Raw genomic sequence first — 14,135 nt, 5'->3', positions numbered from 1 at the left:
GAAAGCGGAAAAGACCCGGTCACGCGACCGGGTCTTTTTTCATGCCCGCTTGCGCCACCCCCGCAGACGGTGCCAAGGCTGCGGCCCCATCGCGTTCGAGGCTGCCATGCCGACCATATTGCTGCTGATCGTCTCCAACCTGTTCATGACCGTCGCCTGGTACTGGCACCTGAAAGGCGGCATGGACAAGCCGATCCTGCTGGTCATCCTGATCAGTTGGGGCATCGCCCTGTTCGAATATTGCCTGGCCGTCCCCGCCAACCGCATCGGCTTTGCCAACGGCTGGAGCGCGGGCCAGCTCAAGGTCGCGCAGGAAGCCATAGCCCTCGTCATCTTCGGTGGGTTCATGGTGACGGTATTGGGCGAGCCGCTGCACTGGCGCCACCTCGCCGCCTTTGCCTGCATCATGGGTGCGGTCGGCTTCCTGTTCGTCGGCAAAGGCTGACAGTCAAGATAGCGCGCGCAACGCTTACGGCCCCTCGTCACCGCCTGGTGCCTGACAGGCGACGCGCGGGCCGGCTCGTGCAAGACTGGCAGCGGTCAGCGGTCAGCGGTCAGCGGCCGATGTGTGATAACTATAACCGGTTGCGAAGGGCGACTGCGCTGTGCGGGACGCGGTCCCCATGGACCTGCTCCTCCTATTGACCGTCGACACACGGCATGAGGCGCATGAACCAACCGCGAACCGACTTGCCGTCCCAATCGCCCGGCGGAACTTTGCCCGCCGTGGAACGCTCCCCTGCTGCAATAACGGAGTTTAGACATGAAGAATCTGGCAGGCACGGCCATCGGCGCGGCGATCGATCGGAAGGACGGCGACAGCGGCGTTAAGGGCGCGATCTTGGGCTATGCCGCGTCGGGCGCAGCCAAGACCGCAGGCAAGCTCGGCCTGCTGGCCGCGATCGGATATGGCATGGTCAACCTGATCCGGCGTCGGCGTGCCTAAATGCTGCGCGGCGGCAGCAGGAGCGACGAATCCCCATAGGAATAGAAGCGATAGCCCGCCTCGATCGCATGGTCGTAGGCGTCGCGCATCCGCTCCGTCCCCATCAGCGCCGACACAAGCATGAACAGCGTGGATCTGGGGAGGTGGAAATTGGTCATCAGCCCGTCAACCGCCTTGAAGCGGTAGCCGGGCGTGATGAAGATGCGCGTTTCGTCCGCGAAGGGGCGGATGATACCATCGTCGCCGACGGCGCTTTCCAGCAACCGTAGCGACGTGGTGCCGACCGCGATCAGTCGTCCGCCCGCAGCACGCGCCGCGTTCAACCGCTCCGCGGTCGTTGCATCGATACGGCCCCATTCGGCGTGCATCCGATGGTCGTCGGTATCGTCCGCCTTGACCGGCAGGAATGTGCCCGCGCCCACATGCAGGGTCAGCGTCTCGGTCGCGACGCCCGCCCCGGCCAGCGCCGCCATCAGATCGGTCGTGAAATGCAGCGCGGCGGTGGGCGCGGCGACCGCGCCATCCTCCCGCGCGAACATGGTCTGGTAATCGCTGCGGTCGCGCTCGTCGGTCGGGCGCTTGCTGGCAATATAGGGCGGCAGCGGCATCTGCCCGGCCCGCTCCAGCAACAGCTCCACCGACTCATCGCCCTCGAAGTCCAGCGTCACGCCGCCATCCTCGTCGCGTGGCCCGGCAATGGCGGTGACGCCCGCGCCGAAATCGATCCGGTCCCCCGCCCGCACCCGCTTGGCATTGCGCAGGAAGGCCTGCCACTGGCGCAGCCCCTGCCTTTTGTGCAGTGTCGCGCCGATTCGCGCCTCGCCGCGCTTCCCCTCCAACTGGGCAGGAATGACCTTCGTATCGTTGAACACCAGCACGTCGCCCGCGCGCAGCAGCGACGGCAGGTCGCGCACGATCCGGTCTTCCATCGCCCCCTCGCAGGGCACCAGCAATAGCCGCGCGCTGTCGCGCGGTGTCGCGGGCCGCAGCGCGATATTCTCGGGCGGCAGGTCGAAATCGAACAGGTCTACGCGCATGGGCAATCCGCCGGACGAACCGGCTTATTTCTTCTTGGGCGCGGGCTTTTTCGCCGCAGCGGGCTTGGGTGCGGGCGTATCGATGATCGACACCGGCGGCGCGGGCGGCGGCGGCGCGGCGGTCACCGGCGGCTTGCCATCGCTGTCGATCGACGCCTGCAGGATCACGGTCGGGTTGGCCGGCGGCTCGCCCTGCGCGATCGCATCGACATAGTTCATCCCTTCGATGACGCGACCGAAGACGGTATATTTCTTGTCGAGCTGCATCCGCGGCAGCAGCACGATGAAGAACTGGCTGTTGGCGCTATCCTCGCTCTGGGCGCGGGCCATCGACACGGTGCCGCGCAGATGCGGCATCGGGTTGAATTCGGCCTTCAGGTCCGGCAGCGTCGAACCGCCGGTGCCATCCCCCTTGGGATCGCCGCCCTGCGCCATGAAGCCGGGGATGACACGGTGGAATTTCAGGCCGTTATAGAAGCCCTGGCGCGTCAGTTCCTTGATCCGCTCGACATGGGCCGGCGCGATGTCGGGGCGCAACTGGATGCGGACGCGGCCGCCGCTCGACAGGTCCAGATCCCAGATATTCTGTGGATCGGCCGGCACGGTGGCGGGCGGCAACTGGGGCTTGAGATTGGTGTCCAGCGACTTGGCGTTTTCCTGCGCGCGCGCGGCGGCCTCCGCCTTCTTCGCATCCGCGCCGCCGCCCCCGCCGCCGCCCTGGGCATAGGCCAGGCCGGACGCAGTAAGGGCGACGCCGATCGCAACGGTCTTGAGCGCGCAGGTGAAACGCATGGGGTAGGACTTCCTTGATCTCTTAGGCCGACGGGGCAAGCCGCCCTGATAGCGCGCTGATCGCGATTGGCAACTGAACGCAGGCTGAGTAAAACTCAAACCCCGCCCTTGCGCCCGATCTTCTCGACCCGTGCGACCACTTCATCGCGCACGGTCGGGCTGACGAATTTGTGGATCGGCCCGCCATAAAGCGCGATTTCCTTGACCAGGCGCGACGCGATCGGCTGCAACGACACGTCCGCCATCAGGAAAACCGTCTCGATCCGGCCATTGATCTGCTGGTTCATGCCCGCCATCTGATATTCATATTCGAAGTCCGCCACCGCACGAAGCCCCCGGATGATGACGCTGGCGCTCTGCGATTCGGCAAAGTCCATCAGCAGCGAATTGAAGCCGGTGACGACGATTTCGGTATCGATGCCGGCACATTCGCGCCGCACCATCTCCAGCCGTTCCTCGTCGGAGAACATCGGCGACTTGCTGATGTTGGTCGTGACGCCGATCACCAGCTTGTCGACCAGCTTCGCGCCCCGCCGGATGATGTCCATATGGCCGAGCGTGATGGGGTCGAACGTGCCCGGATAGACGCCGATACGCTGTTTGCTCATGACGTTAGCGGTCCCTCTCCACGATATAGTCGGCGATCGCGCGCAGCAGGTCGGCCTCCGCGCCAGCCCCGCGCAGATGCGCCTTGGCCTGGGCGACCAGCATATGCGCCTGTTCGCGCGCCCGCTCCACGCCCAGCAGCGACACGAACGTCTCCTTGCCCGCCGCCGCATCCTTGCCCAGCGCCTTGCCCGCCAGCGCCGCGTCGCCCTCCACGTCCAGCAGGTCGTCGGCGATCTGGAAGGCGAGGCCGATATCGCGGGCATAGCCATGCAGCCCCGTGCGCGCCTCATGCGGCAACCGCGCCATGATCGCGGCAGCCTCCACGCAAAAGGCGATCAGCGCCCCGGTCTTGAGATTCTGGAGCCGCGTAACGGTCGCCAGGTCGAAGCGGGTCTTTTCCGCCTCCAGGTCCATCATCTGGCCGCCCGCCATGCCGGCCGGCCCGCTCGATACGGCCAGCGCCCTCACCAGTTCGATCCGCACGAACGGATCGGGGTGCGTCTGTTCGTCGGCCAGCACTTCGAACGCCAGGTCGTGCAGGCAATCGCCTGCCAGGATCGCCGTCGCTTCGTCATAGGCCTTGTGGACGGTCGGCTTGCCACGGCGCAGGTCGTCATCGTCCATCGCCGGCAGATCATCGTGGATCAGTGAATAGACATGGATGCACTCGATCGCGAGGCCGACGCGCACCGCCGATTCGCATGAAATATTGAACAGGTCGCAGGTCGCCTGCACCAGCAGCGGACGCAGCCGCTTGCCGCCACCGATCGCGGCATGGCGCATCGCTTCATACAGGCGGGCGCGGGCGTCATCGGGCACCGCCAGCAGCCTGTCGAAGGCGGCGTCGATATCCCGCGCGACATCGGCGGCACGGCGGGTGACCAACGATGCCGCGGAGGCGCCCCCTCCCCCGTTCATGTCGCCCCCGTTCACGCAGATCAGTCCGCGCCGAAGGGCTGGGCGCCGATCACCGCGCCATTGGCGTCGACCGTCAGCTTGGCGATCCGCGCCTCGGCCGCCTGCAGCCGCTCGGCGCAGCGCTTGCGCAGTTCCTCGCCCTGCGCATAGAGCGAGATCGACTCGTCCAGCGGCACATCGCCGCTTTCCAGCCGGCGAACGATCGTTTCGAGCGCGCGCAGCGCATCCTCGAAAGAGAGGGGTGCGGTATCGGGGGGGAAAGTTCCTCAGCCATGTCCTTGCATTGGCGGCCGCCTCGGTCCCGGTCAAGCCCGCGGCCGCCAATTATAGCCTACCGGTGCGCGACCGCCCCGCAATCCGCCGTTCATCAACATGGCGTCATGATATCGTCATGACGCCATTTCAGGGGACATGGCGGGAACATCACAGTTTTGCGTTGACGCACCATGTTGCACATGCACATAAAAGGATCGCTATGAAATATTATCTCCCCCTGATCGCCGTCGCCAGCGTTGCCTTGCTGTCGGCTTGTAACAAGAATGACGAACCCGAAGTCGTGGGCGGCCCGGCCGATCCGATGGCGGCACAGCTCGCCAACGCCGCGCCCGTCGAGCTGCCGCCGTCGGTCAAGGCCAACAAGCAGTACCGCTGCAAGGACAACAGCCTGATCTTCGTCGACTTCATGAGCGACGACAAGACCGCCCTGCTGCGCACCGAAAAGGGCGGAACGGCCACCTCGCTGAAGGCGGCCGAAGCCGGCCAGCCCTTCACCGCCGAAGGCTTTGCCGTCAGCGGCCAGGGCAATGACGTGACCATTACCGTTCCGGGCAAGAGCGCCCAGGCATGCCACGTCTGAACCGGGCACCTCCCATCTGTCTCTACCAGGCCGGACCTCCCCTAAAGGTCCGGCCTTTTTCTTGGGGTGGCATTCTCACTCACCGTTGAGCATCGCCACCGTGGCGCGATCGGCATAGGCGCTCGCCAGCCGCAGATGCGCTTCCTTGGCCCGTTCCGATTTCGACGCCAGCGCCATCATGCGCTGCTTGCGGCAACGGCTGGAAAAATAGAAGAAGTCACTCCCCTTCATCCTGCACCTCTCTGCGGCACCCGCTCTCCGTCGAATCGCCACCCCGTTTGGGAAATGTCGAGCGCGAACGTTAACGAAATCTTTGCGCAGGGACGAAGCGAGAAGGCGATCGGACAGATGCCGGACGGCATGATCGGACCGAAGCTTTTGCGGACGCGAAAGCCTCCTTAACGCCCAAGGCGTGGTGAGGGAAGGTGGCGCATTTCCCCATCCAGAGGATCAGCCGAGGAATCGCCACGCTTCACTCCCGAACACCCTTTCCTCGTTCCCCCGAACGCCGCCATTGTGATTCGCGCACGCCCCCGCTAAAGGCGCGCTCATGTCCAGCACCGTCCCCCAGATCACCCCGGAAGTCGTCGCCGAACATGGCCTCAGCCCGGAAGAATATGACCGCGTATTGAACGCCCTCGGCCGCGAGCCGAACCTGACGGAACTGGGCATATTCTCGGTCATGTGGTCGGAGCATTGCTCGTATAAAAGCTCCAAGATCCATCTGATGAAGCTGCCGACCAAGGGTCCGCAGGTCATTTGCGGCCCCGGCGAAAATGCCGGCGTGGTCGACATCGGCGACGGGCAGGCGGCGATCTTCAAGATGGAGAGCCACAACCACCCCAGCTATATCGAACCCTATCAGGGCGCGGCGACGGGCGTCGGCGGCATCCTGCGCGACGTCTTCACCATGGGCGCGCGTCCGGTCGCGAACATGAACGCGCTGCGCTTCGGCCGCCCCGATCATCCCAAGATGCGCCACCTCATCAGCGGCGTGGTGCGCGGCATCGGCGGCTACGGCAATTGCGTCGGCGTGCCGACCATAGGCGGAGAGGTGAATTTCCACCCCGCCTATGACGGCAATATCCTGGTCAACGCCATGACCGTAGGCGTCGCCGACACCGACAAGATTTTCTATTCCGCCGCCAGCGGCATCGGCAACCCGATCGTCTATGTGGGGTCGAAGACCGGCCGCGACGGCATCCACGGCGCGACTATGGCGAGCGCGGACTTCGGCGACGACGCCGACGCCAAGCGCCCGACCGTGCAGGTCGGCGACCCTTTCACCGAAAAGCTGCTGATCGAAGCGTGCCTGGAACTGATGGCGTCCGACGCGATCGTCGCCATTCAGGATATGGGCGCGGCCGGCCTCACCTCCTCCAGCGTCGAAATGGCGTCGAAGGGCGGCGTCGGCATCCAGCTCAACATGGACGATGTGCCGCAGCGTGAAACCGGCATGACCACCTATGAAATGATGCTCTCCGAATCGCAGGAGCGCATGTTGATGGTGCTGAAGCCCGGCCGCGAGGCTTTCGCCGAAGCCATCTTCCAGAAGTGGGAACTCGATTTCGCCGTCATCGGCCATGTCACCGACACCGGCCGCATGGTCCTGATCCACAAGGGCGAAACGGTGTGCGACATTCCGCTCGCCCCGCTGGCCGACGACGCGCCGCTCTACGACCGTCCCTCCATGCCGAAGGACGAGTATAAGATCTGGTCGAAGGTCGAGCCGCTCGGCGAGATTGCCGAAAGCGCCGACATCGGCGCGGACCTCGTCACGCTGATGGGCAGCCCCGACATCGCCAGCCGCCGCTGGATATGGGAACAGTACGACCATATGGTCGGCGCCGACACCGTCCAGCGCCCCGGTGGCGATGCTGCGGTCGTGCGTGTCCATGGCAGCAACAAGGGCATCGCGATCAGCACCGACTGCACGCCGCGCTATTGCTATGCTGACCCCTATGAAGGCGGCAAGCAGGCGATCGCGGAATGCTATCGCAACCTCTCCGCCGTCGGCGCGACCCCGCTCGCCGTCACCAACTGCCTCAACTTCGCCAACCCGCAGCGCCCCGAAATCATGGCGCAGTTGACCGGCTGCCTGGAAGGCATGGGCGACGCCTGCCGCGCGCTCGACTTCCCGATCGTGTCGGGCAACGTCTCGCTCTACAATGAATCTAAGGCGACCGGTGGTGGCTCGGCCATCCTGCCGACCCCGGCGATCGGCGGCATCGGCCTGCTGACCGACGTCGATGTGATGGCGACCGTGGCTTTCAAGAATGCAGGCGAGCAACTCATACTGATCGGTGGGAAGAGCAGCCATCTTGGCCAATCAATCTGGCTGCGCGAAGTGCATGGCCGCGAAGCTGGCGACGCTCCCTCGGTCGATCTTGCGCAAGAACGCAAACATGCCGACTTTGTTCGCGGCCTCGTCACAGACGGACTGGCGAGCGCCGTGCATGACGTATCGGACGGTGGCCCGCTGGTCGCCGCAACCGAAATGGCGTTGGCCAGCGGCATCGGCTTCGTCAGCCTTCTTGGGCAGACTGCTGGCGAAGCCTTTGGTGAAGATCAGGGTCGCTACATTGTCACCGCCACCAACGAAAATGCCGCGATTATTCGTCAGCGCGCAGAAGAGGAAGATATTGTCCTTCTTCAGGCCGGCTATACCTGTGGCACTGTTATCGCCTTCGACAAGGGGTACAGCATCCCCCTAGCCGATTTACGTAAAGCCCATGAAGGCTTCTTCCCCGCCCTCATGGACAGCGAACTATAAAGGACAAGGAGCGGGCGCAACGCCCGCTCCATCCTATCCCCGGCGGTAGATATATTCCGCGTCGGTCCATGCACCGACGCGAAAGCCATAATCGCCCACCTTCACGAAACCGCGCTTCGCATACACGGCCTGCGCGCGGTCATTGCCCGACCAGACGCCCAGCCACACCGGCCCCGGCATCCTCTCCTCCAGCCAGCCCAGCGCCACATCCATCAGTGCGCGCCCGATTCCCTGCCCCTGCGCCGCATTGATCGCATAAAGCTGGTAGAGTTCACCCTGCGCCGCTGACGCCTGCGGATGCGGCAATTTGCACGGGCCGACATGCGCATAGGCCAGCAATTGACCGTCCGCCGTTTCCGCTACCCAGGTCGCATGCGCAGGATCGGCCAGTTCCGCCGCTACCGTCGCCGGGCCATAACTGTACGCTTCGAACAGAGCGAGATCGGCTGGCGGATAGGGAATGGCGAACCCGTCAAGGAAAGTCTCCCGGAAAGCCGTCAGCTTGAGCGCGGACAATGCAGCGACGTCATCCGGGACGGCAGGGCGAATGGTGAAAGAGGAAACGGCCATGGCGATCGGATTGCATATTGCCGGTCGCCGCACAATCTCACCCGCCGCGCGTTACCCGTCCGAACAAGACCTGATAGGCGTCCGCGCCGCCACTCTCTTCAAACGCGGCCATGACCCGGCGCAGGTCGCGCGGGGTCAGCGGCTTGCGCCCTTCGCTCGGCACCACCGCGCCGATCCCCTTGAGGTGCGCGATCAGCCCGCGCGCGCCGCCGCACGCCAGCGCATAATCCTCGTCGAAGGCGAAGGCGTCGTCATAGCTCGCCAGCAAACGGCGCAAATCACCCAGCGAGGGATAGTCCGGCACCCCCGCCACCAGCTCGCACGCATCATGCGCCGCGCGCCAGCGGGCGAAACTGCCCTGCCCCATGGTCGAGAAGATCAGGCTCCCGCCCGGCCGCAACAGCCGCGCCAGCCGCGCGATCGCGCCATCCAGATCATCAAACCACTGGAAGGCCAGGCTGGACAGGATCAGGTCGAACCATGGCCCCTCGAACGGCGGCGCTTCCCCGTCCATCGTCATGAACCGGCCCGCGACCAGCCCGTGCGACGCCGCCTGCTCCAACATGCCCGGCGACAGGTCGGTCGCCACCAGTTCCGCACCTGGCCAGCGCGCCTGGATGTCGCGCGTCAGGAATCCAGTGCCACACCCGATCTCCAATATGCGCGCCGCTCCGTCGGGTTTCTGGCGATAGGCGAGGTCGGCGACCAGCGTCGCGGCCAGTCGCTGCGGCCCGGCATGGGCGTCATAATGCGCCGCCGCCGCGCCGAATGCGTCGCTTATTCGTTGCTTGCGCCATTGCCTGGAGCGGTCGTTCATGGCTAGGCGCATGGCAGAGCCTCGACTGCCTGACCAGTCCTTTCAAGGAACCGCCGCCCCATGACCGCCTCTTCCCGCATACCCGCCATGGACGTGCTGCGCGGTTGCGCCGTGCTGGGCATATTGTGGATGAACATCACCGCCTTCGCCCTGCCGCAAAACGCCTATTTCAACCCGGCGGTGGCCGGCCCGCCTTCAGCCGCCGACATCGCGGTCTGGGCCACCAGCCTGCTGCTGGTCGACGGCAAGATGCGCGGCCTGTTCGCCTTGCTGTTCGGCGCGTCGATGCTGCTGCTGATCGACCGGGAGGAGATGGCGGGGCGCGACGGCCGCCGGGCGCAAATGATCCGCTCCGGCTGGCTGTTCGTTCTGGGTTGCGCGCATTTCCTGCTGCTCTGGTGGGGTGACATATTGCGCGTCTATGCGCTGGTCGGCCTGTTCGCGCTGCTTTTCGTCGGCCTCGAACCCTTCGCCCTGGTCAAGCGCGCCCTGCTCTTCTTCCTGCTCCAGTTCCTGCTGGTCGCCGCCTTCATCGCCAGCCTCTACGCCTGGGGGCATGCCGCCGCGGCGCCCGGCGCGGAGTCGGGACTGCGCGAAGGCTATGCCGCCTTCATGACCGCCCTGTCCGATCCCGCCAGCCCCGGCACCCAGGCGGAGATCGCCACCTATCGCAGCGGCTTCCCAACCATCGTCCAGCACAAGCTGGCCGACGTGCCGGGCGAATGGCTCTGGGGTTTCCTGTTCACCGCCTTCGAAACCATGGGCTTCATGCTGCTGGGGATGGCGATGCTCAAGGGTGGTTTTCTCACCGGCCGCTGGGACGCGGAGCAATATCGCCGCACCGCCCGCCATTGCTTCCTCATCGGCCTGCCACCCATGGCCGCACTGGCGCTGTGGGTGGCCTGGAGCGGCTTCGCTCCGTTGCCCGCCTATGGCGTCGCGCTCGCCTGGTCGCTGCCTTTCCGTATCCCGCTGACGGTCGGCTGGGCCGCACTCATTCTCTGGCTGCTGGCGCGCCACCGCAGCCATTGGCTGGTCGATCGCCTCGCCGCAGCCGGACGGCTGGCGCTCAGCAACTATCTCGCCACCAGCCTCGTCATGACCGCGCTCTTCTACGGTTGGGGGCTCGGCCTCTTCGCGCAGGTGCCGCCGGCGGCGCTCCCGCTGTTCGTGCTGGGCGGCTGGACACTGATGCTCGCCTGGTCGAAAGCCTATTCGGCGCGATTCGCCCTGGGTCCGGCCGAATGGCTCTGGCGCAGCCTGGTCAACGGCCGGCCGCAAAAGATTCGCAAAAGCGATTGATTACTATTGCGACCCATTATCAGACACGCTATCTCCCCTGCATCAGGAGAGTGTCTTCGATGGTCGTCTGCGTTTGTAATGCGATTCGTGAAAAAGATCTGCGGGAAGCCGCGCGCAACGGGGCGGACACGCCCTGCAGCGCCTATGCCCAATATGGTCGCCGCCCCAAATGCGGCCAGTGCGTCTCCTTCGCGCGCACCATCATCGCCGCGGAACGCGCCTCGGCTTGAAAACATTGCGAATGAGCCTCAGTCGGCAATCGCGATCTCCACGCAATAGCGCACGAAAAAACCCCTGATTCCCAAGGGTTTTCAGCTTAACAGCGCACGTCCTAAACGATATATAGCCGGCGTCCCCCCATTGCCGGAGTAAAGCGCCATGAAAGGCGATCTGAAAGTCATCGAGTATCTGAACGAGGTGCTCAAGAATGAGCTGACCGCGATCAACCAGTATTTTCTTCACTATCGCGTTCTCAATCATTGGGGCATCGAGAAGCTCGCCAAGTTCGAATATGCCGAATCCATCGACGAGATGAAGCATGCGGACAAGGTTGCGGAGCGCATCCTCTTCCTGGATGGCCTGCCCAACTTCCAGCTGCTCGGCCGGTTGAAGATCGGCGAAACGGTCGAGGAAATCCTCAAGGCCGACCTCGAACTGGAATATGAGGCGCTGCCCGTCCTGCGCGAAGCGATCGCCTATTGCGAATCGATCAAGGATTTCGTCAGCCGCGACCTGTTCCAATATATCCTCGAAAGCGAGGAAGAGCATGTCGATACGCTGGAAACCCAGTTCGAAATGATCGAGCGCATGGGCATCCAGAATTATGTCCAGTTGCAGAGCAAGGCGAAGGAAGACTGATCGTTCCGATCTGCACGCGCTTGTGAAAAAGGGGCGTCCTGTATGGGGCGCCCCTTTTGCATCATAGCAGCGCTTCGAGCAGGCCAATCAGCGGCAAGTCCGCGGGCGGCATGTCCAGCGCATACATTTGCGCCGGTCGCAGCCATTGCAGGGCCGTCGCGTGACGCGCCTCCGGCATCCCTTTCCACTTGCGACAGACATAGAGGAGCAGCAGCAGATGCTTCTCGCCCAGAGCCTCGCTGGCGAAGGTCGCAGGGGCCAGGCAACTGGCATGGGTTTCGATCCCCAACTCCTCCTCAAGCTCGCGCACCAGCGCAGCTTCGGGCGTTTCGCCCGGCTCCACCTTCCCACCGGGAAATTCCCACAGGTCGGCCATCGCCTTGCCGGGCGGGCGCTGTTGCAACAGCACCCTGCCATCGGCGTCGACTAACGCTACGGCAACCACCAGCAGGGGAGAAAAAGAGGGCATATCGGTCCAGTCGGGAGGGCTTTGTTAACCCTGCTTCCTTTACATGTTGATCGGGGACTGTCTGTAGCGAAACGGGGATTCTATGCGCGCGCTTGTCGAAATGCTTGCCCGACTGGGCCTGTTCCGGTGCGAGCGCGGCGCTACCGCCGTCGAATATGGGCTCATCATCGCCATGATCGTTCTGGCCATGATTGCCGCCCTCAACAACGTTGCGAACAAGACCACCGGCATGTGGAATAACGTCGCGACGGAAGTAACAAAATATTAACCATCATTATCTGACAGTCACTTTTACCGCATTAATAGTTTTTCAACCGACCTCGTCTAATCCCATCCTTGCTGACCACAAATATCCATGCGGGGCGGCCGGGTAGTTAAACGCTGAAATCTATTTCTAGGGAGACGTCACATGCAGTTCATCCGTAAGATGCTGAAGAATGAAAAGGGTGCCACCGCGATCGAATACGGCCTGATCGCCGCTCTGATCGCCGTCGCCGCCATCGGCGCGATGACCAGCCTGGGCACCAAGCTGGGTTCGACCTTCAACAACGTTTCGGGCAACCTGAAGTAAGCCCAGACGCTTGTCGGAACAGGGGGCGGCGGAAGCGATTCCGCCGCCCCTTTTCGTTCGCGCGCTTACCAGGTGACGATCTTCACCCGCTGGCCCGGTCGCAGCGCGGCATTGGCGTTCAGCGCGTTGATGGTCAGGAACCGGTCGAGCTGATAGTCCGAATAGGCCATGCGCTTGGCCAGGGATTGCACGGTGTCGCCCGCCTTGACGGTGACGACATCGACGCGGCGCGGCTTGATTGCCGCCGCTTCCTGCGCGCTCAGCCGCTGGACCGACTGCACCATCGCGGTGAAGGGGCCGATCCCCTGCCCTGCCGGCGTCAGCAACAGGAAATGATAGGCTTTTCCGCCGCCGAAATCATAGGCGAACACGGTCGCATCGACCTGGCTCGACTGGCTGGTCGCCCGCACGGTGCGATAGGCGGCCGCGATTCCGTTGACGGTCGTGCGACTGACCTCGCCCGCGGGCACGCCACCTGCCCCTTCACCCCCACCCAGCTTCGCGAACACGCTGTCGATATAGGCGGCCAGATTGCCCGAATAGGGGGCCGCGCCAAATTGCGCCTGCCCGCCCGACCCGGTGATCGACACCGCATCCGCGCCATTTTCCATGCCGAACCCGCTCGGCGCGGCGAAGCTCAGCCGCAGGTCGGGATGGCGGAAGCGATTGCCGTCGATCACCCCTTGCTTGGGATCATCGCCATACAGCACGCCGTCGAGCGCATTGAGGAAGGCATCTCGGTTGCGCACCGTGCTGGTGGCACGAGTCGCCGCGGCGGCGTTGGCGGCCCGTTGCACACGCGCGCCGGGATCGGGATGGGTGCTCGCCCATTCGGGCATAGAGCGTGCGCTGCCCGCCACCCGCGCGTCGAGATTGCTCTGCGCCGCCAGCGACGCCAGCATTCCCGACAGGGCGCGTGGATCATAACCGCCCGTCGCCAGGTAGCGGATTCCCAGATCGTCGGCCTCATATTCCTGGCTGCGGGAAAATTTGAGCGTCAGTAACTGGCTGCCCGTGCCAATCCCTTTCTGGATCAGCCCCGAAAAGCCCGAATCGCCCAGCAGCGCCCCCGCCAACGCGCCCAGCAGCGCACCGCCGATTGCATTGCGCTGCGCCGCCTTCTGCCGGCGCTGGCCATGCTGGGCCGCGACATGGCCAACCTCATGGCCCAGCACGCCGGCAAGTTCGGCTTCGTCGTTCATCAGCGCCATCAACTGGCGGGTGACGTAGACATAGCCGCCGGGGATCGCGAAAGCGTTGTTCACCGGCGAATTGAGCAAGGTGACGGTAAAATCGCCCTGCGCATTGGACAGGCCCGACTGCACCGCGATGCGACGCCCGACCCCTTCCACATATTTGGCCTGCGGCCCCACATAGGCGCCGCCAAATTCCTTCAACAGTTCAGGATGCTGCTTGGCGCCGGTGGCCTTGTCCTGCGCGCTGATCGACGACACGGTGCGAATCGCCCGTTGCTGCCCGATCACCGCGGGTGCGCTGACAGCTACCGCCAGCACGCCGCTCGCACAGCCCAGCTTCATCTTCCAGTTCATAACTCTCCACCCTCGACGTTACTTATACGTAACGAGGAAAATGGCGCGCCGTTCCGCAAAAAGCGAG

19 protein-coding genes are annotated in these 14,135 nt (G+C 64.2%); 9 read left to right on the top strand and 10 right to left on the bottom strand.

The window, feature by feature from the left end; translation table 11 throughout:
- The first annotated feature begins 106 nt into the window (after positions 1-106).
- Together SBA_RS08780 and SBA_RS08775 are read left to right on the top strand one after the other, a co-directional pair.
- Positions 107-445 carry a DMT family protein gene (locus SBA_RS08780; protein WP_261936576.1) on the top strand — a complete coding sequence of 113 codons (339 nt, stop codon included), beginning with the start codon at positions 107-109 and terminating at the stop codon, positions 443-445.
- 318 nt (positions 446-763) lie between these two features.
- Entirely contained in the window at positions 764-946 is a 183-nt protein-coding gene (locus SBA_RS08775; protein WP_261936575.1) for a hypothetical protein, read from the top strand.
- Here SBA_RS08775 and queA read toward each other — a convergent pair.
- From queA to SBA_RS08750, 5 genes are all read right to left on the bottom strand, one after another.
- Positions 943-1,983, bottom strand: a complete 1,041-nt coding sequence (gene queA / locus SBA_RS08770; RefSeq protein ID WP_261936574.1) for a tRNA preQ1(34) S-adenosylmethionine ribosyltransferase-isomerase QueA — start codon at positions 1,981-1,983, stop codon at positions 943-945. The two genes, SBA_RS08775 and queA, sit on opposite strands and share 4 nt — an antisense overlap.
- A gap of 24 nt (positions 1,984-2,007) precedes the next feature.
- Positions 2,008-2,775, bottom strand: coding sequence for a peptidylprolyl isomerase (locus tag SBA_RS08765; RefSeq protein ID WP_224547517.1), 768 nt, complete (start codon positions 2,773-2,775; stop codon positions 2,008-2,010).
- A gap of 95 nt (positions 2,776-2,870) precedes the next feature.
- Positions 2,871-3,383: a pantetheine-phosphate adenylyltransferase gene (coaD, locus tag SBA_RS08760; RefSeq protein ID WP_224547519.1), complete on the bottom strand. Its 513-nt coding sequence runs from the start codon at positions 3,381-3,383 to the stop codon at positions 2,871-2,873.
- Between the two features lie 4 nt (positions 3,384-3,387).
- Positions 3,388-4,302 (bottom strand): polyprenyl synthetase family protein, encoded by a 915-nt coding sequence (locus SBA_RS08755; RefSeq protein WP_261936573.1) that lies wholly within the window; start codon positions 4,300-4,302, stop codon positions 3,388-3,390.
- Positions 4,303-4,322: 20 nt separating this feature from the next.
- Positions 4,323-4,523 (bottom strand): exodeoxyribonuclease VII small subunit, encoded by a 201-nt coding sequence (locus tag SBA_RS08750; RefSeq protein ID WP_261936704.1) that lies wholly within the window; start codon positions 4,521-4,523, stop codon positions 4,323-4,325.
- 254 nt (positions 4,524-4,777) lie between these two features.
- Here SBA_RS08750 and SBA_RS08745 point away from each other — a divergent pair, with 254 nt between their 5' ends.
- Positions 4,778-5,158 (top strand): hypothetical protein, encoded by a 381-nt coding sequence (locus SBA_RS08745; protein WP_261936572.1) that lies wholly within the window; start codon positions 4,778-4,780, stop codon positions 5,156-5,158.
- Between the two features lie 75 nt (positions 5,159-5,233).
- Here the strand turns inward: SBA_RS08745 and SBA_RS08740 are convergent, their stop codons facing one another.
- Entirely contained in the window at positions 5,234-5,389 is a 156-nt protein-coding gene (locus SBA_RS08740; RefSeq protein ID WP_261936571.1) for a hypothetical protein, read from the bottom strand.
- Between the two features lie 319 nt (positions 5,390-5,708).
- Here SBA_RS08740 and purL point away from each other — a divergent pair, with 319 nt between their 5' ends.
- Positions 5,709-7,931 (top strand): phosphoribosylformylglycinamidine synthase subunit PurL, encoded by a 2,223-nt coding sequence (gene purL, locus SBA_RS08735; RefSeq protein WP_261936570.1) that lies wholly within the window; start codon positions 5,709-5,711, stop codon positions 7,929-7,931.
- A gap of 33 nt (positions 7,932-7,964) precedes the next feature.
- Here the strand turns inward: purL and SBA_RS08730 are convergent, their stop codons facing one another.
- The gene (locus SBA_RS08730; RefSeq protein ID WP_261936569.1) at positions 7,965-8,501 is read right to left on the bottom strand and encodes a GNAT family N-acetyltransferase; all 537 of its coding nucleotides are present in this window, start codon (positions 8,499-8,501) and stop codon (positions 7,965-7,967) included.
- Positions 8,502-8,538: 37 nt separating this feature from the next.
- On the bottom strand, positions 8,539-9,318 hold the full coding sequence (locus SBA_RS08725) for a methyltransferase domain-containing protein (protein WP_224547529.1): 780 nt from the start codon (positions 9,316-9,318) through the stop codon (positions 8,539-8,541).
- Positions 9,319-9,378: 60 nt separating this feature from the next.
- Here SBA_RS08725 and SBA_RS08720 point away from each other — a divergent pair, with 60 nt between their 5' ends.
- From SBA_RS08720 to bfr, 3 genes are all read left to right on the top strand, one after another.
- Positions 9,379-10,620, top strand: coding sequence for a DUF418 domain-containing protein (locus tag SBA_RS08720; protein ID WP_261936568.1), 1,242 nt, complete (start codon positions 9,379-9,381; stop codon positions 10,618-10,620).
- Between the two features lie 59 nt (positions 10,621-10,679).
- Complete coding sequence (locus SBA_RS08715; protein ID WP_066603762.1) at positions 10,680-10,850, top strand: (2Fe-2S)-binding protein; 171 nt, start codon at positions 10,680-10,682, stop codon at positions 10,848-10,850.
- A gap of 148 nt (positions 10,851-10,998) precedes the next feature.
- Positions 10,999-11,478, top strand: coding sequence for a bacterioferritin (gene bfr, locus SBA_RS08710; protein ID WP_224547531.1), 480 nt, complete (start codon positions 10,999-11,001; stop codon positions 11,476-11,478).
- Between the two features lie 61 nt (positions 11,479-11,539).
- Here the strand turns inward: bfr and SBA_RS08705 are convergent, their stop codons facing one another.
- Complete coding sequence (locus SBA_RS08705; RefSeq protein WP_224547532.1) at positions 11,540-11,947, bottom strand: (deoxy)nucleoside triphosphate pyrophosphohydrolase; 408 nt, start codon at positions 11,945-11,947, stop codon at positions 11,540-11,542.
- An 82-nt stretch (positions 11,948-12,029) separates the two neighbouring features.
- On the opposite strand from SBA_RS08705, the gene SBA_RS08700 reads away from it, so the two are divergent.
- Complete coding sequence (locus SBA_RS08700; RefSeq protein WP_224547533.1) at positions 12,030-12,215, top strand: Flp family type IVb pilin; 186 nt, start codon at positions 12,030-12,032, stop codon at positions 12,213-12,215.
- 141 nt (positions 12,216-12,356) lie between these two features.
- Positions 12,357-12,518, top strand: coding sequence for a Flp family type IVb pilin (locus tag SBA_RS08695; protein WP_056687935.1), 162 nt, complete (start codon positions 12,357-12,359; stop codon positions 12,516-12,518).
- Positions 12,519-12,583: 65 nt separating this feature from the next.
- Here SBA_RS08695 and SBA_RS08690 read toward each other — a convergent pair whose 3' ends face one another.
- The gene (locus tag SBA_RS08690) at positions 12,584-14,068 is read right to left on the bottom strand and encodes a M48 family metalloprotease (RefSeq protein WP_261936567.1); all 1,485 of its coding nucleotides are present in this window, start codon (positions 14,066-14,068) and stop codon (positions 12,584-12,586) included.
- Positions 14,069-14,135 lie beyond the last annotated feature (67 nt).

Source organism: Sphingomonas bisphenolicum, assembly GCF_024349785.1.
In the GTDB taxonomy this organism is placed as follows: domain Bacteria; phylum Pseudomonadota; class Alphaproteobacteria; order Sphingomonadales; family Sphingomonadaceae; genus Sphingobium; species Sphingobium bisphenolicum.
Note: the sequence above shows the minus strand (reverse complement) of the source record. Positions and strands in the feature narration are given on the sequence as shown.